At 69.8% G+C, this 25,076-nt stretch carries 20 protein-coding genes and 1 riboswitch; of the genes, 10 read left to right on the plus strand and 10 right to left on the minus strand.

The genetic code is table 11. The features are described 5' to 3' along the window. Positions 1-180: 180 nt before the first annotated feature. Positions 181-1,251 carry an Rv0361 family membrane protein gene (locus AC5WS7_RS36875; RefSeq protein ID WP_495959279.1) on the minus strand — a complete coding sequence of 357 codons (1,071 nt, stop codon included), beginning with the start codon at positions 1,249-1,251 and terminating at the stop codon, positions 181-183. A gap of 3,083 nt (positions 1,252-4,334) precedes the next feature. Between AC5WS7_RS36875 and AC5WS7_RS36880 the strand changes: the two genes are divergently transcribed. Together AC5WS7_RS36880 and AC5WS7_RS36885 are read left to right on the plus strand one after the other, a co-directional pair. Next, positions 4,335-4,781, plus strand: coding sequence for a DUF3151 domain-containing protein (locus AC5WS7_RS36880; RefSeq protein ID WP_495959280.1), 447 nt, complete (start codon positions 4,335-4,337; stop codon positions 4,779-4,781). A gap of 39 nt (positions 4,782-4,820) precedes the next feature. Next, positions 4,821-5,972 (plus strand): FUSC family protein, encoded by a 1,152-nt coding sequence (locus tag AC5WS7_RS36885; protein WP_495959281.1) that lies wholly within the window; start codon positions 4,821-4,823, stop codon positions 5,970-5,972. Positions 5,973-6,388: 416 nt separating this feature from the next. On the opposite strand, the gene AC5WS7_RS36890 is transcribed toward AC5WS7_RS36885, so the two are convergent. Together AC5WS7_RS36890 and AC5WS7_RS36895 are read right to left on the minus strand one after the other, a co-directional pair. Further along, positions 6,389-7,150, minus strand: a complete 762-nt coding sequence (locus AC5WS7_RS36890) for a site-2 protease family protein (RefSeq protein WP_495959359.1) — start codon at positions 7,148-7,150, stop codon at positions 6,389-6,391. A gap of 23 nt (positions 7,151-7,173) precedes the next feature. Further along, positions 7,174-7,770: a hypothetical protein gene (locus AC5WS7_RS36895; protein WP_495959282.1), complete on the minus strand. Its 597-nt coding sequence runs from the start codon at positions 7,768-7,770 to the stop codon at positions 7,174-7,176. Positions 7,771-8,148: 378 nt separating this feature from the next. On the opposite strand from AC5WS7_RS36895, the gene AC5WS7_RS36900 reads away from it, so the two are divergent. Both AC5WS7_RS36900 and AC5WS7_RS36905 read left to right on the plus strand, forming a co-directional pair. After that, positions 8,149-9,438, plus strand: a complete 1,290-nt coding sequence (locus tag AC5WS7_RS36900; RefSeq protein WP_495959283.1) for an adenylosuccinate synthase — start codon at positions 8,149-8,151, stop codon at positions 9,436-9,438. A gap of 89 nt (positions 9,439-9,527) precedes the next feature. Continuing rightward, on the plus strand, positions 9,528-9,680 hold the full coding sequence (locus AC5WS7_RS36905) for a hypothetical protein (protein ID WP_495959366.1): 153 nt from the start codon (positions 9,528-9,530) through the stop codon (positions 9,678-9,680). A gap of 68 nt (positions 9,681-9,748) precedes the next feature. Here AC5WS7_RS36905 and yczR read toward each other — a convergent pair whose 3' ends face one another. Further along, on the minus strand, positions 9,749-11,236 hold the full coding sequence (gene yczR, locus AC5WS7_RS36910) for a MocR-like transcription factor YczR (protein WP_495959284.1): 1,488 nt from the start codon (positions 11,234-11,236) through the stop codon (positions 9,749-9,751). Between the two features lie 62 nt (positions 11,237-11,298). On the opposite strand from yczR, the gene AC5WS7_RS36915 reads away from it, so the two are divergent. Together AC5WS7_RS36915 and AC5WS7_RS36920 are read left to right on the plus strand one after the other, a co-directional pair. Beyond that, positions 11,299-11,568 (plus strand): hypothetical protein, encoded by a 270-nt coding sequence (locus AC5WS7_RS36915; protein WP_495959285.1) that lies wholly within the window; start codon positions 11,299-11,301, stop codon positions 11,566-11,568. A gap of 52 nt (positions 11,569-11,620) precedes the next feature. Further along, positions 11,621-12,166 (plus strand): methylated-DNA--[protein]-cysteine S-methyltransferase, encoded by a 546-nt coding sequence (locus tag AC5WS7_RS36920; RefSeq protein WP_495959286.1) that lies wholly within the window; start codon positions 11,621-11,623, stop codon positions 12,164-12,166. Positions 12,167-13,020: 854 nt separating this feature from the next. Here the strand turns inward: AC5WS7_RS36920 and AC5WS7_RS36925 are convergent. From AC5WS7_RS36925 to AC5WS7_RS36940, 4 genes are all read right to left on the minus strand, one after another. Further along, positions 13,021-13,428 (minus strand): hypothetical protein, encoded by a 408-nt coding sequence (locus tag AC5WS7_RS36925; protein ID WP_495959287.1) that lies wholly within the window; start codon positions 13,426-13,428, stop codon positions 13,021-13,023. 195 nt (positions 13,429-13,623) lie between these two features. Then, positions 13,624-14,604, minus strand: coding sequence for a hypothetical protein (locus AC5WS7_RS36930; protein ID WP_495959288.1), 981 nt, complete (start codon positions 14,602-14,604; stop codon positions 13,624-13,626). A 202-nt stretch (positions 14,605-14,806) separates the two neighbouring features. Next, entirely contained in the window at positions 14,807-17,422 is a 2,616-nt protein-coding gene (locus AC5WS7_RS36935) for a helix-turn-helix transcriptional regulator (RefSeq protein ID WP_495959289.1), read from the minus strand. 160 nt (positions 17,423-17,582) lie between these two features. Continuing rightward, complete coding sequence (locus AC5WS7_RS36940) at positions 17,583-18,680, minus strand: CaiB/BaiF CoA transferase family protein (RefSeq protein WP_495959290.1); 1,098 nt, start codon at positions 18,678-18,680, stop codon at positions 17,583-17,585. A 207-nt stretch (positions 18,681-18,887) separates the two neighbouring features. On the opposite strand from AC5WS7_RS36940, the gene AC5WS7_RS36945 reads away from it, so the two are divergent. Then, positions 18,888-19,844: a purine-nucleoside phosphorylase gene (locus tag AC5WS7_RS36945; RefSeq protein WP_495959291.1), complete on the plus strand. Its 957-nt coding sequence runs from the start codon at positions 18,888-18,890 to the stop codon at positions 19,842-19,844. A gap of 245 nt (positions 19,845-20,089) precedes the next feature. On the opposite strand, the gene AC5WS7_RS36950 is transcribed toward AC5WS7_RS36945, so the two are convergent. Further along, positions 20,090-20,905, minus strand: coding sequence for an amidohydrolase family protein (locus AC5WS7_RS36950; RefSeq protein WP_495959292.1), 816 nt, complete (start codon positions 20,903-20,905; stop codon positions 20,090-20,092). A gap of 17 nt (positions 20,906-20,922) precedes the next feature. After that, positions 20,923-22,347: an FAD-dependent oxidoreductase gene (locus AC5WS7_RS36955; RefSeq protein WP_495959293.1), complete on the minus strand. Its 1,425-nt coding sequence runs from the start codon at positions 22,345-22,347 to the stop codon at positions 20,923-20,925. A 270-nt stretch (positions 22,348-22,617) separates the two neighbouring features. On the opposite strand from AC5WS7_RS36955, the gene AC5WS7_RS36960 reads away from it, so the two are divergent. From AC5WS7_RS36960 to AC5WS7_RS36970, 3 genes are all read left to right on the plus strand, one after another. Then, the gene (locus tag AC5WS7_RS36960; RefSeq protein ID WP_495959294.1) at positions 22,618-23,058 is read left to right on the plus strand and encodes an Rv0361 family membrane protein; all 441 of its coding nucleotides are present in this window, start codon (positions 22,618-22,620) and stop codon (positions 23,056-23,058) included. 232 nt (positions 23,059-23,290) lie between these two features. Then, positions 23,291-23,402: riboswitch (SAM riboswitch) on the plus strand. A 19-nt stretch (positions 23,403-23,421) separates the two neighbouring features. After that, a complete protein-coding gene (locus tag AC5WS7_RS36965; RefSeq protein ID WP_495959295.1) occupies positions 23,422-23,844 on the plus strand; it encodes a rhodanese-like domain-containing protein in 423 nt (140 codons plus the stop codon). Beyond that, positions 23,841-25,055 carry an O-succinylhomoserine sulfhydrylase gene (locus tag AC5WS7_RS36970; protein WP_495959296.1) on the plus strand — a complete coding sequence of 405 codons (1,215 nt, stop codon included), beginning with the start codon at positions 23,841-23,843 and terminating at the stop codon, positions 25,053-25,055. Before AC5WS7_RS36965 ends, AC5WS7_RS36970 begins: the two co-directional genes overlap by 4 nt. Positions 25,056-25,076: the final 21 nt, after the last annotated feature.

Below are 25,076 nucleotides of genomic sequence, written 5' to 3' on the forward strand. Positions count from 1 at the left end.
CATGTACGGCGCGAGAACGCGCGGGCCGCACCCGAAGGCGGACGCGACCGGACAACTCGGCCACTCTACAGATGAGCCGGACTGGCGACCAGATGTCTGTGAGAGGTATCGCCCGGCGACGCGAAAGCGTCACAGCCCACGGCGGACCGCCTGGTCACGCCGTGGTTGCGGGCTGCGACTTCACTGCGCGGCGTTCGGCAGATCACACACCTTCCAGCCGTCGGCGGTGTTCTGCAGGTCGAAGGTGCGCGAGGCGCGCGTCGGATCGGCGTCGGTGTAGACGTTGGCCTGCGCCACCGCCTTGTCGCCGGTGATCTGGACCGAACTCACGCCGTCGACCTTGGGAATCTTGCGCTGCTCGACCGCGAGCTTGTGCACACTCGCGTACTGGTCGGGCGATTTGGCCATGCTCTTGTAGAAATCGTTCTGCGCACCGCAGGTCGCGGCCTGCAGATCGGTCAGGCTGCCCGACTGGAGCGCGTTGGTGTAGCTGGTGATGGCCGCGGAGACCTTGGCCTCGGGCGAATTGTCACCGCCGCCGACCACGGCGATGATCACGCCGATCACCACCACGATCAACACGACCGCCGCACCCGCGATCAGCAGGCCCCGCCGGCCGCGCTTCGGCGCGCCCGCCGATTCGTCCGGTGCGCCGGGGATCCGCTGCGGAGTGGCGATGGGGGCCTGCGGCGGCCGGGGCTGTTCCGGGACGGTGGGGCGCGCGTCGGCCGGTGAGGGAGCGCTCGCCGCGGCGGGGTCCGGCAGGCGCAAAGTGCCTTGCGCGGCACCGAATTCGTTGTCGAGCCGCATCTTCTCGGTGGCCTGCTCGCCCTGACGCTGGACCGGAAGTACGGTCGTGTTCGCGTCGGAGGTATCCGGGACCATCGGAATGACAACGGTTTTCGGGTCGATCGGCTTCGCCCGCTGCTCGTCGTTCTTCGCCGACTCGGATTTCGCTGTGCCGAAAGCCTTTCCGCGCGGCAAATCCGACTTCGAGATGACCGTGGTCTTCCCGCTGTCGCCCGGTGTGCCCGGCTGCTTCGAATCCGTCTCTCGCGCATCGGAATCGGGATTGCCGGTCGGCTTCGCCGCACCGCCCTTGCCGATTGCCTGGGTGGCGGCGTCGGACTGCTCCGACGCACCCGGCCCCTTCGCCGATCCGGCGGCCGCACCCGGCAGAGATACCGCCGGTGTGCCCGAACCCGGTCCGCCCGGCTGCTTCGCGGGCGTAACACCGACGGGCCGTGGCACCGCCGACGCACCGCCTGGTCGCGCCGCCGGATTCGCGGGTCCGCCAGAACCCGCAGGTGTGCCCGAGCCGGGCCCGGCCGCTGACCCCGCAGCTGCGCCCGAGCCGGGCGGGGCTGCCGGATTCGCGGACGTCCTCGGGTCGGCTCCGGCCGCCGAATTCGCCGGTGCTGCCGAGCCGGACCGGGCTGCCTCCGGTTGTGCCCCAGGTCGCGCGCCAGGATTCGCGGGTGTGCTCGAGCCGGGTCGCGCTGCGGGGTTGGCGGGTGCCGCCGAGCCGGACCGGGTTGTCCCGGGTCGCGTGCCACCGTTCTGGGGTGCTTCCGAGCCTGGTCGTGGTTCAGGACTGGCGGGCGTGCCCGAGCTTGGGTGCGTTGCGGGGTTGTTGGGTGTCGCCGAGCCGGACCGGGTTGTCCCGGGTCGCGTGCCACCGTTCTGGGGTGCTTCCGGACCCGGTCGTGCTTCAGGATTCGCCGGTGTGCCTGAGCCGGGTCGGGGTGCTGGACTTGTGGGCGTCCCCGCTCCGGGGCGCGCCGGGTTCTCGGGTGTTCGCGAACCGGGGCGAGCCGCTGAGTCCGCGGGCGTCCCTGCGCCGGGGCGAGCCGCTGGATTCGCCGGTGTGGGGATCATCCGGGTCGGCCCGTCGCTGGGGCTCGGCGCGGACGTCCCGGGCTTCGGCCGGGCCGCGGAATTGTCGGCCGGCTTCTCCTTCGCCGGCCCGTTGTCCGGGCGCGACGACTCGGCCTCGGGCCGTCCCGTATTCCCGGCTGCGCCCTGGCCGGATCTGCTGCCGGAATCGGCTGCCGCCGACCCTCCGCCGCCGGCGGGTGCCTGTCCCGCACCTCCCGGCGCTCCGCCGCCGGGCCGTTGCCTCCCGGACGCGTTGTCCCCGGGCCGTTCGTTCGCATTCATCACAACCCCCTCACCGTTCCCGCCGAATCGCGGTCCGATAGTTGTGTTCGCCTCGCGATCCGGGTCGGCGGACGCGGGCCGCTGCGCCGGCCCGCCGCCGGGCCGTGCGCTCCCGGATGCGCCGCCGGACCGCATTGTCGAATCCGCCGTTGCGGGCGGTCGCTGCGCCGGTCCGCCGGGTCGCGACCCAGTGCGCGCCTCGGCGCCGGACCGGTCTGACGAGCCCGCCGACTCGGACGGCCGTTGTGCTCCGGGGCGCGAGTTCCCGGCAGGTTCTGCGCCGAGCCGTGTGGTCTGGTCGGCGGGCGTGTCTCGACCAGGCCCCCCGGGGCGTGATCCGGCGGCTGTCTCCGCGCCGGATCGTGCCGTCGAACCGGCGGGTGGCCGCTGTGCCGGGCCGTTGCCGAATCGCGTGGTGTCGGCGGTTTCGTTGCCGGGCCGCGATCCGGCAGACGCACCCGTACCGGAGCGCGCAGTCGAATCGGCCGACGCGGGCGGCCGCTGCGCGGAGTCGCTCGGCCGTGCGGTTCCGGGCGTTTCGGCGCCGGGGCGCCCCGGCGGATTCGCGGGCGTGTTCCGGGCGGGGTCGCCTGCGGAGGCCGGGTTGCCAGGGCCGGATCGGCCCGGCGGGTTCAGGTCTCGGGAGGAGCGCAACGCGCCGAACAGGCCCGGCCCCGGCCGGGCCGGGTTGGTGGGCGGTGGTGTGCGCCCGCCGGAGCTGTCACCGGACGCCGTACCGCCCGGGGGATTCGCCGGTGCCGGCGCGCCCTGGGCCGGTCGGCTTCCGAGCCAACCCGCGACCGGTCCGCTCCCGGGACGTTGATTGCCCGGTGCCGCGGAACGCGAGTCGCGGCCGCCGGGAGACGACGCGCCGAACTTCGCTGTCTGCGCCTCCGGGCCGGGCCCGCCGCCGGGGCGTGCCGATGGCGGATTCGAGCCCGGCGCTTCGCCGGAAGTCCTCGACCGGTCGGGCCAGCCCGCGAATTTCCCGGTCGGTCCCCCGCCCGCGGACGCCGCCCCCGGAGACGTCGATCCGGCCGCCGACTGCGCGGTCCGCTCACCGCCGGGCTGCTGTGGCGGGCGCGCGCTGCCGGGGGCGTCGGGCGTGCGTCCGTCACCCGGACGTGCCGTGGGGCCCGAAGGCGCCTGTCCGGCTGGATCACCTACGAACCGCGTGGTTCGCTCGCCGCCCGGACCCGCTGTTTGCGGCGGGGTGGGTCCGTTGCCGGGGCCGGGTGACCTCGTCGGGCCACCCGCGAAATTCCTCGTCGGTCCCTCGTCGGATGCGGACCCACCACCCGGACGCGCTGCCCCGGGTGGTGGCGTCGGGCCGTTGCCGGGCCGGGGCGCGCTCGGTGGCGACGCAGGCCCGCCGCCCGGGCGGAATCCGCCCGACGGTCCGTCGTCCGGTCGGGGTGTGCCGGGTGTCTGGGTTGGTCCGCCCGGGCGGGGTGCGCTGGATCTCGGGGCGGGCCCGCCATTCTGCCGGGATGCGTCCGACGCCGGGGTCGGTCCGTCGCCCGGTCGGGGTGTGCCGGGTGTCGGGGTCGGTCCGCCCGGACGAGGTGCGCTGGGCGCCGGGCCAGGCCCAGTCGGCCCGGGTGGGCCCGGTGTCTGGGCCGGTCCTCCCGGACGGGGTGCTCCGGGCGGGGTAAGGCCGCCGCCGGGTCGGCCGGGGGCCGGTGGTCTCGGTGCGCTTCCCGGACGTTCTGCACCCGGCGTGGCGGCGTTAGCCGGCCGGGAGCCGGCGTTCGCCGGACGCTGGGCAGACGACGGTGAGTCCGGTTGCCCCGCACCGGGTTTCGATCCGCCGGTGGCACGCTCGGGCGGAGGTCCGCCCGTGGGCGGGCGGCCCACGGGTCCGCGCTGCGCCGGACCGCCGGACGCGGCCGGGCGCGGTTGCGGTCCGCCCTGGTCGCGGCGGGTGGGGTCGGCCGGTCCGCGGCCGGGGAGTTGGTCGCGGGACAGGAACTGATTACGCGCGGCAGGGCCGGATCCCGGCGCGCCGGACGACGGACGTTGCTCGGCGCCGGGGGAGTCCGGCTGCGGCTTCTTATCGTCTGTCGGGTCGGACACGCGCTACCCTTCGTTCGGGGGATCGGTTTCGGTCCAAGCAAGCCTAACGAGCATTTCGGACAGCGGTGCAGATTGCGGCTGCCATAGGATGGTGTGCCATGACGTCCTTCGGTGATCTGCTCGGACCGCAGCCGGTACTTCTGCCCGAAAATGTGGAGGCGGAGTCGGCACTGCTCGAGAAACAGGATCCGGTTCAGGTCGCCGCCGCGCACCCGACGGCCTCCATCGCCTGGGCCCATCTGGCCGAGGCCGCGCTCGCTCGCTCCGAGGCCACCGGGTCGGACGCGGTGGACGCCGATGTCATCGCCGCCTACGCCTTCGCCCGCACCGGCTACCACCGCGGCCTGGACCTGTTGCGTCGTAACGGCTGGAAGGGTTTCGGCCCGGTGCCGTGGAGCCACGAGCCCAACCGCGGATTCCTGCGCAGCGTCGGCGCCCTGGCCCGCGCCGCCCGGGCCATCGGCGAGACCGACGAATACGCCCGCTGCCTGGACCTGCTCGAGGACTGCGACCCCCGCGCCGCGGCGGAACTCGGCATCGACTGACCTTCCCCGCTCACGGGCAGGGTTTATTCTCGGCACCCGATGGCTTCAGAGAATTCCTTCACGGTCAGCGCGGTGCGCGAGAACAGCGCCGAGCGGTTACGCAACGGGTGGCAACGTCTGCGTAAATCCGCGCTGCCGATTCTGCAGTGCTCGGTGGGGGCGGCGGTCGCCTGGTTCGTCGCGCATCGCGTCGTCGGTCACCCCGCGCCGTATTTCGCGCCGATGGCGGCGGTCATCTCCATAGGCGTGGCATTCGGCGCGCGGATCCGGCGTTCGGTGGAGCTGGTCGCGGGGGTCAGCGTCGGCATCGGAATCGGTGACCTGTTCATCTCCTGGGTGGGCACCGGGCCGTGGCAGATCGCCCTGGTCGTCGCGGTGGCGATGGGCTCGGCGATATTTCTCGATCGCGGGGCGGTGATCCCGATGCAGGCCGCGAGTTCGGCGGTGCTGGTGGCGACGCTGTATCCGCCGCACAGCGGGGGAGCCTCACTGCGCGTGGTGGATTCGCTGGTGGGCGGGCTGGTCGGCGTCGCGGTGGTGGCTGTCTTCCCGCTGCATCCGGTGCGCCGCGCCCGCCAGCAGGCGGCGGATATTCTCGCGGTGATCGGCCGCGCGCTCACCGACTGCGCCGACGGACTGCACGAGCAGGACCCCGAAAAGATCCGTCTCGCACTGCAATCCGCGCGCGGGACGCAATCGCAGATCGACGGGCTGCGCAGTGCGGTCGAGGGCGGTCGCGAGGTCAGCCGGATCTCCCCGCTCTACTGGAACGCCCGCCCCCGGCTGAATCTGATTCGGGCAGCGGTGGATCCGCTCGACAACGCCGTGCGCAACATCCGCGTGCTGCTACGTCGCGCCCTGACCCTGGTCCGCGACGACGAGATCCTCGATCCCGGAATCATCGAGGAGGTCGAGGAACTCGGCAAGGCGGTCGAAGTGGTGCGGCAGTACATGCTCGCCGATCCGGGGCAGCAGCCCGACGCCGCCGAGTCGACCCGTGTCCTGCGCCGCGTGGCCAAGGGCGCGACGGTGGATCTGGTGGACGGCGCGGGTTTGTCCGCGCATGTGGTGTTCGCCCAACTCCGTTCGATCGTGGTGGATCTGATGCAGGTCTGCGGTGTGCAGCGGCTGTCGGCGATGGCTCTGCTCCCGCCGACCGTCGAACGTCCCTACGTTCAGCCGCAGGACTGAATCAGCGCCGCAATGGAATTCGGACCGAGCGCAACTCGGGCGCCGTCCGGACCGGACGAATTCTCCCGCTGCGTAATCCCGCGGCCGACTGCGGGACGCGCCGAACGGGTTGCGCGCGAAGATGATCGAGGTTCGGGTAGTGCACTACTCGTGAACCCCCTTCGCGCCGCCGATAACTTCGTTGTCGAACCGCGTCGACGAGGGGTGGCGCGGTCGGAACTTCGTACGGGCGGTGCGCGTCACGCGGTCGGAGCGACGGGGTCCGCACGCCAGTAGGTGCGACCCGGGGAGGACGTCGCGGAGCATCGCTCGGCGGTGCGCCGGTCGAGGGGGGTGGACCGCGCTGACGCCCGTACGAAGATGGGCCGCCCGATGGACTGGATCGGGCGGCCCGACCCATGTTCGCCGGGCCGAGGTCAGAAGGAATTCCAGAAACGGGTCAGGTAGCTCCCGTACGCGGACCAGTCCGAGGACACGCCCGAGAGTTCGAACAAATAATCCACCGCTGTGAAGAACACCCGATTCAGCGCGGGCACCCACAGAATCGCCAGCAGCAGCAACAGTCCGTACGGCTTGAACTGATCCATCGACCGGCGCGTCTGATAACTCAGCGAGGGCTCCAGGATGCCGTACCCGTCGGTGCCCGGGATCGGCAGCAGATTCAGCACGGTCGCGGTGATCTGCAGGAATGCCAGGAAGCTCAGGCCGAACCAGAATGCGGGATGGTCTGTCTGGGACCCGGCCACGCGCACGATCGCCAGCAGCACCACCGCGCACACCAGATTCACCGCGGGACCGGCCGCGCTGATCGTCCGCTGCACTCGCGGGGAGAAATTGTGCGCGTGCACGTAGACCGCGCCGCCGGGCAGCGCGAATCCGCCCAGCGCGATGAACAGCATCGGCAGCCCGATCGACAACATCGGATGCGCGTACTTCAGCGGGTTGAGGGTGAGATATCCGCGCAGCTCCACCTCGCGATCACCCGCCCGCCAGGCCGAATACGCGTGGCCGAACTCGTGCAGGCACATGCTGACGATCCAGCCCGCCACCACGAATACGAAGACGCCGAGCTTGGCCTGCCAGGAGGTCAGCCGCGCCTCCCACGCGACCACCCCGCCGACCGCGGTGAGCAGCACGATCAGCAGGAAAACCGGGCTCGGGCGGACCGCCCCGGACATGCGCCGGGTGTCGAACGGGCGGTTCACCGGACCAGCCGCCAGGGTTCGTCGTGCCGGTAGAAGCTCGCCCGCGGGACGGTCCGGTCGTCGGCGATTCCGTCGCGGGTCACCACCGCGCCCGGGGTACCCAACTGGATCGCGCGCCCGGCCACCCAGCGCCGCCGGCGGAATCGGCGCACCGCCGTCGCGCGGGCGCCCGGCATATCCAGTGTGGGCGAGATGTTCAGTGCCGCGACGGTTCCCGAGAACAACCGCACCTCGTCGGCGTACGCCTCGCCCTCCAGCCGGGATCCGCCCGGTCCGGTCACGGTGGCCCGGCCGACCAGCACCTTGCCGGTGTCGTCGCGGATCAGCGGAGTCTCCTGCGGCTTACCCTCCAGCGCCCGCTCTGCCGCCGCGGAACCGGTGCCGGTCTGGTAGGCGCGCGAGCCGTAGGTGCGATCCACCGGCACGTACCCGATCTCGACGTGCAGGCGCTCGGTCCGCAGCAGATGGGTGAGCACCGCGGCCAGACCGGCGTCCTCACCGAGCACGATCAGCCGGGGCAGACTGTCCGCGGCGAGCACCGGCAACAGTTCATCGATGCGGGCCGGATCGGGAATGGCCGAGGTCTGTGTCATCGGAAGAGATGCGAGCGCAATCGGAACCGGGGCGCCGTTGCAGCGGAGAACGTGGGTACTCAACTGCGGAACACCCTCCTCGGAACCGACACCATGCTCGACCTCGTTGCGCTCGGGCGAACCCCGAACAGCCCGCCTCCCGAGCAACGATAGTCCCGCTCCATGTGTGGTGTGCCAGTCGGCGTCGTGCTCATCGGGGCGCGCGGGTGCCATCCATTAGACTGTCCTCCCGGCCACCGCCTCGACAAACGGCAGGTAGCCCCGGCGGTGTGTGCGTCAGGCCCGGAGGCGGCAGCCTGCGTAACAACGTAGGGCCCGCCCACATCGCCCAATGGATGCAGCGTTGTCGCTGCGCGTCGAAACCGTAGGAGACTCCACATGCCGGCAATCGTCCTGATCGGCGCCCAATGGGGCGACGAGGGCAAGGGCAAAGCTACCGATCTGCTCGGCGGCCGGGTCGACTGGGTGGTGCGGTACCAGGGCGGCAACAACGCCGGGCACACCGTGGTCCTGCCCAATGGGGACAATTTCGCGTTGCACCTGATCCCGTCGGGAATTCTGACGCCGGGCGTCACGAATGTCATCGGCAACGGCGTCGTGGTCGATCCGGGCGTCCTGCTCGACGAGCTGGCCGGAATCGAGGAGCGCGGCGTGGACACCTCGCGCCTGCTGCTCTCGGCCGACGCGCACCTGATCATGCCGTACCACGTGGCCATCGATAAGGTCACCGAACGCTTCCTGGGCAACAAGAAGATCGGCACCACGGGTCGCGGAATCGGGCCGTGCTATCAGGACAAGGTCGCCCGGGTGGGCGTGCGGGTGGCCGACGTGCTGGACGAGAAGATCCTCACCCAGAAGGTCGAGGCCGCACTCGAGTTCAAGAACCAGGTGCTGGTGAAGATCTACAACCGCCGTGCGCTCGATCCGCAGCAGGTGGTCGAGGAGGTGCTCGGACAGGCCGAGGGCTTCAAACATCGGATCAGCGATACCCGGCTGCTGCTGAACGAGGCGCTGGAACGCGGTCAGACCGTCCTGCTGGAAGGTTCGCAGGGCACGCTGCTGGACGTCGACCACGGCACGTATCCGTACGTGACGTCGTCGAACCCGACCGCGGGCGGTGCGGCGGTGGGTTCGGGCATCGGGCCGAACAAGATCACCACGGTGCTGGGCATTCTCAAGGCGTACACCACGCGCGTCGGCTCGGGACCGTTCCCGACCGAGCTGTTCGACCAGTCCGGCGAATATCTGGCCAAGACCGGTGGCGAGGTCGGCGTGACCACCGGACGCGCGCGCCGCACCGGCTGGTTCGACGCGGTCATCGGGCGTTACGCGACCCGGGTCAACGGCATCACCGACTACTTCCTCACCAAACTCGACGTGCTGTCGAGCCTGGACCAGGTGCCGATCTGCGTCGCCTACGAGATCGATGGCGAGCGCGTGGAACAGATGCCGACCACACAGACCGAATTCCACCACGCCAAGCCGATCTACGAACAGATGCCCGGCTGGTGGGAGGACATCTCGCACGCGCGCACGTTCGAGGACCTGCCCGCCAACGCCCGTGCCTACGTCGAGCGGCTCGAGGAGTTGTCCGGTGCGCGCATCTCGTGCATCGGCGTCGGGCCGGGCCGGGACGAGACCATCGTCCGGCACGACATCCTGAGTTAGGCACTCCGCCCGGGTGATTGGGCGCTCCGCCTATCCGAAATCGTCCGGGATAAGGTGCTGATGTCCGAAAACTGGAGGGAGAGCACACGATGAGCCAGGAGCAGCAGAGCCAAGGGCGCCACGCGGCCCCCGAGGGCGCCGAGCGCCACCACCTGATCGACCTGTCCCGGGACCCCAATCCCGGCATTCCCGATCATGCCGCGCCCGAGCCCGCGGAGCAGGACTCGAACGGCGAATCCTGATCGCCCCCACGCGTTGAGCCGCACTTCGTCCGGAAATGCCGGACGGTGTGCGGTTTTTCGTTGCGTGGTCAGTAATAGGTGATGGGCGCCAACGGTTCCGCGGCGTGCGGGGTGAGTGTGGAGTAGGCGTCCGCGATGGATTTCACGGCGAGCCGCAGGTCGGATTCGTCGCGGGTGAACGGGATGCGCAGGAAGCGCTCGAACGCGCCCTGGACGCCGAAGCGCGGTCCGGCCGCGAGCAGCACGCCGTGGTTGGGTGCGACCGCGGCCAGGGCCGAGGAGACCGGTGTGGGCAGCTGCACCCACAGCGACATGCCGCCGGTCGCGGGGACCGCGCGCCAATCCGGCAGTTCCTGGGCCATGGCGTCGAGTAGAGTGGTGCGGCGGCCGCGGAGCTGGTCGCGGCGGTGCTCGAGGATGGTGTCCGCATGGTCGAGCAGATGCACCGTGGCCAGCTGATCCATCACCGGTGTGCCCAGATCGACGGTGGAGCGGATGCCGAGCAGTTTGGTGATCAGCGACGGCGCGGCGCGGATCCAGCCGACGCGCAGACCGCCCCAGAAGGATTTCGAGGCCGAACCGATCGTCACGATCTCCGAGCCGCGTGCGAATGCCGCCACCGGAGGCGGACTCTCGCCGTCGAGCTGCAGATCCACCATGGATTCGTCGACGATCACCGTCATCCGGGTGTCGCGCGCGATGGCGGCGAGTTCGGCGCGGTCGCCCGCGCTCATCAGCAGGCCGGTCGGGTTGTTGAAGTCGGGCAGCAGATATGCCGCGCTGGCCGCGGTTTGCCTTGCGGCACTGCGGATTCCGTCCAGGTCCCAGCCCGCCTCGGGATGTTCCGGCAGCAGCGGCACCGGGACCGGGCGCGCGCCGACATCGCGGATCGCCTCGATGGCGTTGGGGTAGGTCGGATGATCGATCAGGACGCGCTCGGCCGGTGCGGTCAGGACGTTGAGCAGCAGGCGCAGACCGTGCTGGGCGCCGAGGGTGACCAGGATCTGATCCGGTTCGGTGGGCAGGCCGCGTTCAGTGTAGCGGCGGGCCAGCGCCTCGCGCAACGGCGGAACGCCCACCGGATCCATGCCGTGTGTGCCGAGATAGATCGGAATGCCTTGTAGCGCGGTCGAATACGCCTCGTTCATCTCGGGCGGGGCGGACATCGCGGCATAGGTCAGATCGATCGTCGGCACCTGATTCGGCGACATCAGCGCCAGGATGCTGCGCGCGGGCTTCGCGCCGTCGTGCGCGACGCTCGGCGGCAGGGCGACCGTACTGCGCGAACCCTGCCGGCTGATCAGGTAGCCGTGTTCGCGCAGCAGGGCGTACGCGGAGGTGACCGTGGTTCTGCTCACACTCAGGGTGGTGGCCAGATCGCGTTCGCTGGGCAAAGCCACGCCCAGGGGCGCGCGACCGTCGTGGATCAGCAGCCGAATACTTTCCGCGAGAGCGAGATACGCGGGGCGGGCCGCGCGTTTGTCACCGTTCTCGTCGTGCCGCCAGCGACCCAGATCGCGGGTCAGGGTGGCGGCGCTGATCACCCGAATTGCCATGCAGTCCAGTATCGGCCTTCTGGATATTTGATTCAAGTCCAGCTGGTCGGATCATTGCTGACATGGTCACCTTTCTCGCCTCAGTGCTGGTCGTCGCGGCCTTCGCGGTGATCGCGTATCGATTCGCACCCCGCGGTGGCGGGCGTGCCGCCGGACTGCTCGAGCGTTATCGGCCGCATGCGCCGATGGCGGACTGGTCGCTGTCGTTCCGGGACGATCAGCGGCAGTACGCGGATCTGGTCGCGGCCGAGTCACGTCGCGAGTGCGGGGCAGGGTCGAAGACGCACGTCGTCGGTCGTCGCCGCGTATTTCGCCGGGCAGTCCAGTTCTAATAACTGGACTGCTATTTCGGAACTTGTCGGTACCCTCGGGCAGACTGACGGTATGCCCGCCTCGGACCGCTCGCCCTCGGCAGCGCTCTTCGATACCGCTATCGGTGTCTGCGCCATCGCCTGGACCGGTATCGGTGTGCTGCGGTTTCAGCTGCCCGAGGCCACTCCGGACGTCACCCGCGGTCGAGTGCTGCGTGGCGGCGTCCGGGAGGCCGAGCCGGACGTCACGGCGGCCCAGGTCATCGCGGCCGTCCGCGCCCACCTCGACGGCGCCCTCGACGATCTGCGCTGGATCGAGGTGGACCACACCGACCTGCCCGATTTCCACCGCGCGGTCTACGGCGTGACCAGGGCCATCGACCCTGGCCACACGCTCACCTACGGCCAGGTCGCCCAGCGTATCGGCGCCCCCGGCGCGGCCCAGGCCGTCGGTCAGGCCCTGGGCCAGAACAACATTCCCCTGATCATCCCCTGCCACCGCGTTCTGGCCGCCGACCACGCCCTCCACGGCTTCTCGGCCCCCGGCGGGATCACCACCAAGGCCCATCTCCTGGAAATCGAACGCACCCCGGGCTTCGGAGAACCGACACTGTTCTGAAACGTTGTGCCGCAGGGCTTTTCGGAGTCGCCACCCAGGCGATTCCGTCTGCTCGTCACCGATGCGTCTCGCCATGGCCCGATCCGCTACCAACCTCGGCCACGAACCCCCGCGCTCTCGCTCCACAGCCCCGCCGCGCCCGCACCGCAGCCAACCGCTGCCCGCTGCGCTCGCACCGCTGCCAGGCGCTGCTGGCCGCCGCGCTCGGACCGCTTGCCAGCCACTGCTGGCCACGCCCGCACTTGATGCCCGCTGCTGCCCGCCGCGGAGCCCGTGGCTGCCTGCGCCCGAGTCCGCCGCTGCCCGCCGCGCTCGTACCGCGGCCAAGCCGCTGCCCGCCGCGCTTGCACCGCTGCCTGCTGCTGGCCGCCGCGCTCGCGCCGATGCCCGCTGCTGCTGGCCGCGGAGCCCGTGGCTGCCTGCGCCCGAGTCCGCCGCTGCCCGCACCGCTGTCCGTTGCTGCTCGCACCGGCTCCCAGGTCGCTGCGCGGTCGTGGACGCCGCATCCAGTCCCCGGTCAAGGTTGCCCGGGCGACCCCGGGGATGACGACCGCTACGGCGACTTTCGCCGCGGTTTTCCCGGCGGCGGTCCGGAAGGGGCCGCTCCACGCCGTAGACCGCTCGGTGAAAGTCGCCGAGAAGGTTTGTCGAGCTTCGGTGTGGATTCGCGGCGGGCAGAGTCGTTCGGCGTCGCGACCGGCTTCGGGCTCACCAGGATGGGGCCGGTGCCTGCTTCCGGTCCGCGTTGGTACTCGTTGGCAGTAGGCGCCTTTCGCCCGGGAGGGGAACGGCATCCCGCGTGGTTGCAGTCGACCGCTCGGGTTCGCCCGGGGACGGCTGGTGAGGCTGGATTCCTAGTGGCGGGGTTGCGGAGTGGGGGTGGGCTTGATGATGTTCCGCAGGTCCTGGTTGGTGTGGTTGACGCCGTCGACCACCGCGTCCGGGACGATGTTCGGGACCGGAGCGTTCAGGTCGCCGATATGCACCTCGCGCGGTTGCGGGGCGGGGGTTTGGGTGGGTTTGGGGGTGCGGCGACTGGGCGCCTCGGAGTGGGTCTGGGGTGTGGCCGAATGCAATTGGGCCGGTTCATCGGTCGCGGAAGGCGGTGGGGGCGAGGGAGCCATGGGGGTGGGTGCGGTCACCCCCGGCTGCACCTTCAGCGGCTCGGCCAGGGCGATACCGGCGAACGCCATCAGCGCCGCACTCGCGGCTGCGGCCAATCCGGTTGCGAGACCGATCGATACCTTGCGACGACGAGTCACGACACCACCTTCGAGTGATCTGACAGATGGGTGACGCACCGGCGGGTCGCCCGAACAGCATCGTAATCGGCGATCGGCCGAGGGGCCATACCCGTTGTCCGCCACCGTCAAACCTGCGATGTGGCCGATTCCGGATGCGCGGCGGCCGGTGGCGACCACGTGCGCGATACCGCCGGGCCGAGCCCGCACGTGTGGTCAGACCGCCGCGCCGAAGGCGGAACCGGCTGCGCCGCAGACGATTCCACCTGCGATACCACCGACGAGGGCAGCCGGTACGCCGACCGCGGCTGCCCCTGCCGCCGCACCCGCCGCGGCGCCGAGGCCCGCGCCGATCGCCGCACCCGCGGCCGCCCCGGCGACAGTGCCCACGGCGGGTGCGGCGGTTCCGGCTGCGCCGCCGACGAATCCGCCCGCGACCGCGCCGACGCCGGCCCCGGCGATCGCGCCCGGTATCGCGCCGGCGACAGCGGCGGGCACACCGAGGGTGGTGGCCCCCACGGCCGCGCCGACCGCGGCTCCGGCGATCGTCAGACCGGCGATCTTGTCCGATCGACTCGCGTTGACGCCGACCGAGTTCAGGCCCGTCGCAATGGTGGCCTCGGTATCGGCGGCGACGATGTTCGCCGGGGTCAGCACGGCATCGGGAACATCATCCGGGACCGGGGTGCTGAACGTGCCCACGCGCAGGGTGCGCGGCGGTGGCGCGATCGGCGCGACCGGAACCACGGGCGCCGGCGCGTGCAGCGTCCCGAGTTCGATCGCCGGGGCCGCTTCGGTATCCGGGATCGGGCGGAAGTTTCGCGGGATCGCGTGGTGCGGGACCGGACCGATCAGCGCGTGTAGCGGTATGGGAACAAGGGTCACGCCGGGCTGCGCAGATCCGGCCGACGGTTTGTCCGGTGCGCCGAGAGCGACCACCCCGGGTTGCGGTGAACTGCCCGCCACGGGAGCGCGCAGATCATCGGGGGTGCCGGTCCGCGGTGGGTTCGCGGGCCCGAGCTGGTCCGGGACGACCGGGCCGCTCGACGCGCTGGGCCCGGATCCCGCCGGGCCAGGGTCCGGAGCGTGCCCGCCGGACGAGCAACCAACCGCCAGCGCCAGCGGAATCGCCCCCAGCGCGAGCGCGCGCCGCCGAGCACCGGAATTCACCGCGAAACGACGTGCCACGTCGAACACCCCCCACCTTCGAATATCTCGGACGAGCGACGGATCCCCCCGGGAACGGTGTGGATCCGGGCGACAACCTGCGGCGTCGCATGTCCGGCGAGGATAACTTCCCGATAACCACCGATGGCAAATCGATAATTGCAGACGCACACGAAACGAGGATTATTCGACGGAAAACATATCTATCAGGCGGAGTTTGTGGTGCGAGAGGTTAATTGCGCTGTTTGCCGCTCGGCGGCTCGCCGCGCATCAGGTCGGCGAGCGCCTCCCGATCGGTCACATCCATCTTGATGCAGGCGCGGTAGAGATGACCTTCGACGGTCCGCACCGAGACGGTCAGCCGATCGGCGATCTGCCGGTTGCTCAGTCCGGCCGCGACCAGATTCGCGATCTCGCGTTCGCGTGCGGTCAGCGGCAGCGGCTGCGCGGACTGGCGCAGGGCCGGCGTTCCCGCCCCGCCGCAGGCCGCGGCGAGCCGGTTCGCCGCCGCGGCCGATTCCAGCAGCCGCCGCCGATCCCCGGAACGCTCATGTGCCGAGGCGGCCTGCGCGGCGGCGTCGGCCGCCGACAGCAACGCGCCGATCTCCTCGAATTCGGCTGCGGCAGCGTCCAATCCGGGCCCGTCGTGCGAGGCGACCGCGACCGCGTGCCGAGCCTGCACCTGCACCAGCCGCCCATCGATGCGGGCGGCCAGATCGGCCAGCCGCCCCGCGACGCTGTGGTCGCCGAACCGCGCCGCGGTGTGCAACGCCATCGCCTCGATCGCATGCTGATTCGATCGCGCGGCGGCGTCGGCCGCACCGATGGCCAGCCGCACGGCCGGGGTCACGGTGCCCTCGGCGGCGGCCTGCCAGGCCCGCGCGATCTCGAGCTGCGGTTCGTACACCGCGCTGTGCCGCCCGCCCCGGGCGATCGCCGCGGCGATGGTGTCGGCGGCCTCCGCGGCCCGGCCCAACGCCGAATACGCTTCGGCCAGGCGGATTCTCGCCGGGAACATCCATGCCGCCGCGCCCTCCGCGGTCAACGCGGCCAGCGCCTGCTCGAGATTCTCCACCCCGTCCAGGAACCGGCCCTGCGCGACGTCGACAGTGCCCTGCAGGATCTTCGACAACCCCCAGGCGAGATACTGGCCGGGCGCGGAATAGCCGAAATACGCTGTGGCGCAACGGCGTGCGGCCGTCAGGTCGCCGGTCAAGGTGAGTGCGAGCACCTCGGCATGAGTGGACATGAACCGGTTCAGCCCATCGATGTCGGACTCCACCTCGTGCCCCCGCGCGGCATAGGCGCGCGCGGCCTCACCGCGACCCATCAGCGCCAGCGACAATCCGCCGCCGAACGCCGACCACCACACCGCCCACGAGGGCGCCCGCGGCGTCGACATGACGTTGTCGGCGTCGACGAACGCGTCCTGCAAACGGTTCTCGTTCACCGCGCACGCGGAAGCCAAGCCCTGCAACGTCAATTGGATCTTCGGATGGCGCACCTTGCTCCGGACCAGGGCCAGCACCTCGTCGGCGCGATCGGCATCGCCCATGGCCCACAACAGGTTCGCGACGCGCGTACTACCCCAGCGCGCGAGCTGCACCTCGTCGAGTTGATCGGCGTCGAAACTGGCCAGGGTGCGTTCGGCCTCGATCCGATGCCCCTGCCACAGCAGTGCGCGGGCCAGCAGGTCCGCGGCCTCGACACCGCCGCGACGTTCCACCGCGGCGCGCGCGAACCGCTCGCCGAGCGGGATGTTGGCCAGGCCGATGGCATCCTCGGCGGCGGCCTCGAACAGTTCCAGATCCGCGGAACGGTCGCTGTCCAAGGCCAATTCGGCGAGCCGGATGCGATCGGAGGCCGATTTGACCGGACGCTCCTTCAGCGAGGAGTACAGCCGCCCCCGTAATCGACGCGCCGAGGCGATACCCAGCCGCCGCCGGATGACCTCGCCGAACAGCGGGTGGTTGTACCGCACCAGCAGTTGATGGCCGTTCTCGACGATCCGGATGACCCCGCGCGATTCGGCGTTCTCCACCGCTTCCTCGCCGGTCAGCTCGGCCATCACGTCCAGGTCGATCGGCTCGCAGAAGGTCAGCAGTTCCAGCACCCGAAGCACCTCGTCGGGCAGTTGCTCGACCCGATCCTCCAGCAGCGCCGCCAATTCCGAGGTGACCGCCGCGCGTCCGCGCAACTGCCACACGCCGTTGACCTGACGCAGCGTGCCCGCCTCCAGCGCACCCTCCACCAGATGCCGCAGGAACAGCGCGTTACCGCCCGAGGACTCCCACATCAGATTCGCGGTGAAACCCTCGAGCTGGCCGCCGAGCATGGATTCGACCAGTTCGACGCTCTGTCGTTCGGTGAAGGGGGACAGGTCGATTCGCAGCAGATGCCCGTCCTTCCACAGCGAGGTCACCGCGTCGGGCACGGTGACGCCGCTGCGCACGGTGCAGACGATGTGCGCGGCCTTGTCGATGGCCAGTTGCAGCAGCAGTGTCGCGGAAAGCTGATCGAGCAGATGCGCGTCGTCGACGCCGATGATGGTGTGCCCGTCGGCCAGCAGCGCCTCGCGCGCCGCGGCCATGAACGTCACCGGATCGTGCGCGGTGTACACGCCGACCATGTGCGCGAAGACCCCGAGCGGAATGCTGCGCGCGGACTCGGTTCCGGCGACCCACCGGATGTTGCCGCCGATCGTGGTGGCGACCTGCCTGGCCAGGGTGGTCTTGCCGACTCCCGCGTCGCCGGTGAGTACTGCTCCGACGAATTCGGTGCCGGTGAGGGCGGCGCGTAACAACTCCAATTCGCTGCCGCGCTCGATCATCGGCCAGTTCCGAGCCATGGAACTTACTTTAGTGCCTCATGATTCCGCGCGTGGCGGGTGAACCCCGCACGGCGGCAAGCAGTTCGGAAACCTCGATCGAATACTACGAATCGGTCCGCGATTTCGCAGCGGAATCCCGGCGAGGGCGTCCGGTGCGGACAGCCTCGCCGGCAGCGGCTCAGTCCGCCCACACCTGTTCGATCGGGGTGCCCTCGGACGGCGGCGGGGTCGGCACCGCGCCCGGGGTGCGGGAGAACCGGGGTGCGGGTGCGTGCTGCACGACGCCGTCGATCTCGACCAGACCGGTGCGCGCGGCGATGTGCTCGTTCTGCTCGGCCTCGGACATGGTCAGTACGGGTGTGCAGCAGGCGTCGGTGCCGGTGAAGACCTCGGTCCACTCATCGCGGGTGCGCGTTTTGAACTTCTCGGCGAACAGCTTGCGCAGCTGGTCCTGCCCGGCCGGGTCGAGCTGGTTGGGCAGGCCCGCGGGGTCGATCCCGAGCCCGGACAGGAATTCGGCGTAGAACTGCGGCTCGATACAGCCGACCGCCATGTACCTGCCGTCGGAGGTCTCGTAGGTGTCGTAGAAGGCCATCCCGGTGTCGAGCAGGTTGGAGCCGCGTTCGTCGGACCACAGGCCCACGCCCTTCATCCCCCAGATCATGTGCGACAGCGCCAGTGCGCCGTCGACCATCGCGGCGTCGATGACCTGGCCCTTGCCGGAGTTCTGGCGTTCCACCAGGGCGGCGAGCACGCCGAACACCAGGAACATCGAACCACCGCCGAAATCGCCGACCATGTTCAGCGGCGGCACCGGCCGCTCACCCTTGTGGCCGATGGCGTGCAAAACGCCGGTCAGCGAGATGTAGTTGATGTCGTGCCCGGCGCGATCGGCCATCGGGCCGTACTGGCCCCAGCCGGTCATGCGGCCGTAGATCAGGCGCGGATTGCGCTGCTGCGCGACGTCCGGGCCCAGGCCCATGCGTTCGGTGACGCCGGGGCGGAAACCCTCGAGCAGCACGTCGGCCTTGTCGACGAGGCCGAGCACCTTTTCGATGTCGGCGGGATCCTTGAGGTTGGCCTCGACGATGGTCCGGCCGCGCCATTGCGGACGCTCCATGAATCCGGGCAGCATGCCGGGGCGCTGTACCCGCACCACGTCCGCGCCCAGATCGGCCAGGAGCAGTGCCGCGTGCGGGCCGGGGCCGATGCCGGCCAGTTCGACAACCCGGATGCCCGCGAGCGGGCCCTGTGCGGGGGTGGATGAAGTGCTCACGGATTACCTCACTCGTCGTTCCTCGCACCGGCGTCGGCCGCCGATGTTGACATACCGACAATAAGACCTCTCCGTGGGGCGCGTCACGTGGGTGGCGCGTGCGCCCGGCGCGGTGCCGATCAACACGTGTTGCATCGATATCGACGTGCCACCCCCGGGCATGCGCTATCTCTTGTCTGCACGCATTGTTCGACGAGGGGACTCCGGGTGATCACCAGAACGGTCGGCACGCTGATATCGATACTCGCGCTCACGCTCGCCGCGGCGGGCTGCGCATCCCATGCCGAGCAGCCGATCACGGTGCGGGCCATGGTCGTCACCATGTTCGGCCCGGAGGCCAAACCGTGGCTGGACCGGCAGCGGTGGACCCGCGAAGCCGCCCTGCCCGGTGTTCGAAATCCGGTGCGCTGCAACGATTCCGGACTCTGCATGATGGTGACCGGCGAGGGCAAGGTCAATGCCGCGCTGTCGGTCTCGGCCATGCTCGCGAGCCCGGAACTGAACCTGGACAAGGCGTATTTCATCACCGCGGGTATCGGCGGGACGCCGCCGGCCGCCGGAACGCTCGGATTCGCCGCGTGGGCGCACTGGGTCGTCGATGTCGATCTGGGACATCACATCCTGGCGCAGGACGATCCGAGTACGCCCAACGGCTATCTGCCGCTGAGTGATTCGGACAAGCCGGTGACCCAGGCGTACCAGCTGAACGGCGCACTCGTGGACGATGTGTACCGCAGCACCAAGGATGTCGCACTGGCCGACGATCCCGGTCTGGCCTCGGTGCGGGCCGCCTACCCGGCGCAGACCGGCCACGACAAACCCTTCGTCGCCGAATGCGACAGCGCCACCGGCGACAACTTCTTCTCCGGCGCGGCGTCCTCGGCCCAGACCGCGTACATCGTCGGCCTGCAAACCGGCGGTAAGGCCGATTACTGCACCACCCAGATGGAGGACAACGCCACCGCCGCGGCCCTGGCCCGAGCCGGAAAACTGAACCGCTACGTCGACCTGCGGACCGCCAGCGACTTCGATCAGCCGCCGGCGGGAGGTTCGGTCACCGCCCTGCTGAACGCCACCTACACCGGCTTCGCGATCTCGGTCGAGAACGCCTACCGCGTCGGCCTCGCCGCCGCGAACCACCTGATCCAGCATCCGCCGAACTGAGCGTCCCGCTGGAGCCCGTGCCATGCCGTGTGCTTGCGGCCGGATGAACTCGCATCGCCCAGTTCCGCCCACCCCGGGCAACACCAACTTCAAGGCCGGGGCCCGCCCCGGTCCTGGACTGACGGAACGAAGGAGCGCAGCGACTGAGCGGAGGAGGGAAGGACCGGGGTTAATAGGGCCCCGGCCCCGCCGGAGCGAAGCGGAGGCCAAAGATACGGCCCGCCGCAGCGAAGCGAGGGCCGAAATTACGGCTTCAGGCGCAGGGTGGGGGATTGGATCGCCGGCAGGGGTTTGGTCGGCGGGGCGGCTTCCATCGGGCGGGACTTGACCGGAAGTCCGTAGAACGCGCGCGCGTTGTCCTCCAGGACCAAGTGCACATCGGAACCGATGACCTCGCCGATCAGCTCGACATCGCTGTCGCGGAACGGGCGTCCGGCGCGGGTGCCGGGCAGATCCGAGCCGAACATCAAGGCGGTCGGGTTGACGGTGTGGATCCGGTGCAGCGCCGCGCGCACGTCCATCGACACCCGGCCGAATCCGGACGCCTTCACCTTCGCGCCGCGGTCGACGAGATTGAGCAGGTACGGCAGGCATTCGTCGGACATGCCCATGTGGTCGATGGACAGCGCGGGCAACTTGCTGATCACCGGCTCGAGCGAGCCCAGCATGGACCCGTCGATGTACAGCTCCACATGCCAGCGCGCGAGTTCGTACACCCGCAACGCCAGCATGGTCAGCTCGACGATATCCCCCGCGGTCCGCTTGAGGTTGAACCGCAGCGCCCGCACTCCGGCCTTGCTCAACTCCACGATCTCCGTATCGGAGACGCCCGGGTCCAGATTGGTGACCCCGACCCAGTTGTCCCCGAGCTCGGCCAGCGCGGCGCGCAGGAACTCCTGATCGGTCCCCTGGAACGACCCGCTCACCACGGCGCCGCCGTCGATATCGAAGCGCGACATACGCTTTCGATAGTCGGCGACGGTGAACAGCGGCGGGAGGTAACCTTCGTTCTCGATCAGCGGGAACCGCGGATCGATCAGATGGACATGGGCGTCGAACACAGATTCAGCATGCCCCATCAGCCCTTGTGTGGCTCGCTGGCGCGGAGCATATCTTCGCGTTCGACGACCTTGACGCGTTCGCGGCCCTGGGGTTCGCCGAGGGCGCGTTCGTGGGCGTCGAGGCGGTACCAGCCGGCCCAGGTGGTGAACGGGATGCCCTTGCTCTCCAGGAAGTCGGTGACCGCGTCGAGTTCGGGTTCGGGGGCGGGGGTGAATCCGGCGGCGTCGTCGAGCAGGCAGGCGATGGTTTCGTTGGCGTCGCCCTTGGTGTGGCCGATGAGGCCGACCGGGCCGCGCTTGATCCAGCCGGTGACGTAGGTGGCGGGCAGGTAGCGCGCGCCGTCGTCGGCGCTCTCGTCGATCAGCACGCGGCCGGCCTCGTTGGGCACGGTGCCGGCCTGGTCGTCGAACGGCAGCTGCGGGATGTTCTGCGACAGGTAGCCCACGGCGCGGTACACCGCTTGCACGTCCCAGTCGCGGAATACGCCGGTGCCCTTGACGTTTCCGGTGCCGTCGAGCTGGGTGCGCTCGGTGCGCAGGCCGGTGACCTTGCCGTTCTCGCCGACGAGTTCGGCGGGGGATTCGAAAAAGTGCAGGAACAGCTTGTGCGGGCGCGAGCCGACGTCGCGTATCGCCCACTGCTCGATGGTGTTGCAGACCATGTCGACCTGCTTGGAGTGCCGCCGCGCCGCCTCGGAGCCCTCGTCGTAATCGATGTCCTCGGGGTCCACGATGACCTCGATATTCGGCGAGTGATCCAGTTCGCGCAGCTCGAGCGGGGTGAACTTGGCCTGGGCCGGTCCGCGGCGGCCGAAGACGTGCACCTCGACGGCCTTGTTGGCCTTGAGGCCCGCGTAGACATTCGGCGGGATCTCGGTGGGCAGCAGTTCGTCACCGGTCTTGGCGAGCACGCGCGCGACGTCCAGGGCGACGTTGCCCACGCCCAGGACGGCGACCTTCTCCGCGTCCAGCGGCCAGGAGCGCGGCACGTCGGGGTGCCCGTCGTACCAGGACACGAAGTCCGCGGCGCCGTAGCTGCCGTCCAGGTCGATGCCGGGGACGCCCAGGGCGCGGTCGGCGTTGGCGCCGGTGGAGAAGATCACCGCGTCGTAGAAGCGGCGCAGGTCGGCCAGGGTGATGTCGGTGCCGTAGTCGATGTTGCCGAGCAGGCGCACCTGCGGTTTGTCCAGGACCTTGTGCAGTGCGGTGACGATGCCCTTGATCCGCGGGTGATCGGGCGCGACACCGTAGCGGATCAGGCCGAACGGCGCGGGCATGCGCTCGTACAGGTCGATGCTCACCTCGGCGTCGGACTTCATCAGGGCGTCGGCGGCGTAGATTCCGGCCGGTCCGGCGCCGACGATCGCGATGCGAAGCGGGCGCGCGTCGGACGCGGAGGCGGGGCCCACCTCACCCTTCGACTCTGCACTGGTTTCGGTCATTCTTCTGCGCACCCTTTGGTCGAAATCTGTGTCGTCATATTCTCAGCCGTCTTTCTTAGCTTAGGCTAAGTTGACGTAGGTCCGGATCGTCCGGCCGATCCTTCATACCGATCGATGCTGCGTCATTGCCGCTCGGGGGATCCGTCGCGCCGACCGCAGCCGGGGCTGGAGGCGATTCTATCGGTGACTGCTATGGCCGATGTGCCCGGCATCTGCCGCCGATCCGGGGTGCGCGCGGGAACCTCGCCCCCTACCAGGGATGATCGAGTTATGAGTGACTCGGAAACCGCCGCCGCGACCCGGATCGACCAGAACGACGCGGTCCGCTCGCCGGTGCCGTTCATCGCCGCCGCGGTGATCGCGCTGCTGGTGATCGGCGGTGTGGTGATAGCCGGAATGCTGCGGCCGGCTGAGAAGAATGTCACAACTTCCGACCGTCTGGCCACCGCGATCCGAGATTTCGCCACCGCTCAGAGCGGTACCGACCTCGCGCGCCGCGCCGCCACCGAATGCGGCGGTTTCGACCCCGCGCACTCCCCGCTGGGCCCGGACGCGGCCGGGAAGAAGATCGAGATCGTCCGGATGACCGACCCCACCGCGAACGGCACACGCGCCAAAGTCACAGTGACCAGCTCGGTGGACGGCCACCAGAGCACCTCCACCTGGAACCTCACCCAATCGGGCAACGACTGGTTCGTCTGCAGTGCTTGATTGCCTCGGTGTTGGATTGCCGCCACGCGTGCGACCGGCGAGACGGGCCGCGAACCGTGTTGGATTGCCTCCGCTCCGCTCCGGCTTCGCTACGGGGTGTTGTCGACGTGTCGGCGGTCGCCGATTTCGCTGGTTCGTCGCCGCCGACGGGTTCGTTGCCGGGCCGGGCCGGTCGTCGTCCTGCCGGACGGGGTTTGACAGGCGGGTGTGCGGCCGGGCAATCTCTTTTCCAGGTCATGAGTACCAGCGCTAGGCCCCGGCTCGCTGGTCGGCAACCCTCCTCCGCGGTGGGGTGCTCCGGGTGACGACCTGGCCGCGCCGAACAGGCGTGGCAAGTGCGGATTCTTCGAGGAGGTTCAGCAAGTGAGTTACGCGGGTGACATCACTGTCCAGCAGGCATGGGATCTGTTGCGCGACAATCCCGATGCGGTTCTGGTGGATGTGCGCACCGAGGCCGAATGGCGGTTCGTCGGGGTGCCGGACACCAGTGCGATCGACCGGCCGACGACCCTGATCGAATGGGTCGACAGCGCCGGCGAGCGCAACGCCGGGTTCGTCGACCAGCTGAAGCAGGCACTGGCCGGCCGCTCGGCCGACAGCGATGCTCCGGTGATCTTCCTGTGCCGGTCCGGGCAGCGGTCCATCGGTGCCGCGACGGCGTCGACCGCGGCCGGATTCACGCCCTCCTACAACGTCCTGGCCGGTTTCGAGGGTCCGCTGGACGCCGACGGACATCGCGGCGGCGCGGGCTGGCGCGCCGAGGGCCTGCCCTGGAGACAGTCGTGATCACCGGCGGCGCATTCGACAAACCGCTGCCCGAGGGAGTCGGCCCGGCGACCCTGGGCGTGCGAGGCGGCCTGCGCCGCTCGGGGTTCGAGGAGACCTCCGAGGCGCTGTACCTGTCCTCGGGTTTCGTCTACGCCAGCGCGGAGGCGGCCGAGGCGTCGTTCACCGGCGACATCGAGCATTTCGTGTATTCGCGCTACGGGAATCCGACCGTGGCCATGTTCGAGGAGCGGATGCGGCTGCTCGAGGGCGCGCAGGCCTGTTTCGCGACCGCGAGCGGCATGTCCGCGGTGTTCACCGCGCTGGGCGCACTGCTGGGCAACGGCGATCGGCTGGTCGCCGCGCGCAGCCTGTTCGGCTCCTGCTTCGTCGTGTGCAACGAGATCCTGCCGCGCTGGGGCGTGGAGACGGTCTTCGTCGACGGTGAGGACCTGAGCCAGTGGGAGCAGGCGCTGTCCGTGCCGACCGCGGCGGTCTTCTTCGAGACGCCCTCGAATCCGATGCAGACCCTGGTCGATGTCCGCCGGGTCTCCGAGCTCGCGCACGCCGCGGGCGCGAAAGTGGTGCTGGACAACGTCTTCGCCACTCCGCTGCTGCAGCGGAGTCTGGACCTGGGCGCGGATGTGGTCGTGTACTCCGGCACCAAGCACATCGACGGTCAGGGCCGGGTGCTGGGCGGTGCGATCCTCGGCGAGGCCGAGTACATCGGCGGCCCGGTGAAGAATCTCATGCGGCACACCGGTCCGGCGCTGAGCCCGTTCAACGCGTGGACGCTGCTCAAGGGACTCGAGACCATGCCGCTGCGGGTGCGTCACTCGGTGCGGGCGGCGCACGAGATCGCCGAATTCCTGGAACAGCGGCCGGCGGTGTCGTGGGTGAAATACCCCTTCCTGCAATCACATCCGCAGCACGAGCTGGCACGGCAGCAGATGAGCGGCGGCGGTACCGTCGTCACCTTCGAACTCGCCGCCAACCCGGCCGAGGCGAAGAAGCGCGCGTTCGAGGTGCTGAACCGGCTGCGCATCATCGACATCTCCAACAATCTGGGCGATGCCAAGACGCTGATCACCCATCCGGCGACCACCACGCACCGCGCGATGGGGGCGGAAGGCCGTGCGGCCGTGGGGATCACCGACGGCGTACTGCGTATCTCCGTCGGACTCGAGGATGTCGAGGATCTGCTCGGCGATCTGGATCAGGCGCTGGGCTGAGCGTCGCGGCCGGGGACTGCT

The sequence above is a fragment of the Nocardia sp. PLKS1-43 genome (assembly GCF_059510335.1).

Coding starts and splice junctions, on each gene's coding strand:
- AC5WS7_RS36880 (WP_495959280.1), top strand. CDS start 4,335: ATGACGTCCTTCGGTGATCTGCTCGGACCGCAGCCGGTACTTCTGCCC.
- AC5WS7_RS36885 (WP_495959281.1), top strand. CDS start 4,821: ATGGCTTCAGAGAATTCCTTCACGGTCAGCGCGGTGCGCGAGAACAGC.
- AC5WS7_RS36890 (WP_495959359.1), bottom strand. CDS start 7,150: ATGTCCGGGGCGGTCCGCCCGAGCCCGGTTTTCCTGCTGATCGTGCTG.
- AC5WS7_RS36895 (WP_495959282.1), bottom strand. CDS start 7,770: ATGACACAGACCTCGGCCATTCCCGATCCGGCCCGCATCGATGAACTG.
- AC5WS7_RS36900 (WP_495959283.1), top strand. CDS start 8,149: ATGCCGGCAATCGTCCTGATCGGCGCCCAATGGGGCGACGAGGGCAAG.
- AC5WS7_RS36905 (WP_495959366.1), top strand. CDS start 9,528: ATGAGCCAGGAGCAGCAGAGCCAAGGGCGCCACGCGGCCCCCGAGGGC.
- yczR (WP_495959284.1), bottom strand. CDS start 11,236: ATGGCAATTCGGGTGATCAGCGCCGCCACCCTGACCCGCGATCTGGGT.
- AC5WS7_RS36915 (WP_495959285.1), top strand. CDS start 11,299: ATGGTCACCTTTCTCGCCTCAGTGCTGGTCGTCGCGGCCTTCGCGGTG.
- AC5WS7_RS36920 (WP_495959286.1), top strand. CDS start 11,621: ATGCCCGCCTCGGACCGCTCGCCCTCGGCAGCGCTCTTCGATACCGCT.
- AC5WS7_RS36935 (WP_495959289.1), bottom strand. CDS start 17,422: ATGGCTCGGAACTGGCCGATGATCGAGCGCGGCAGCGAATTGGAGTTG.
- AC5WS7_RS36955 (WP_495959293.1), bottom strand. CDS start 22,347: ATGACCGAAACCAGTGCAGAGTCGAAGGGTGAGGTGGGCCCCGCCTCC.
- AC5WS7_RS36960 (WP_495959294.1), top strand. CDS start 22,618: ATGAGTGACTCGGAAACCGCCGCCGCGACCCGGATCGACCAGAACGAC.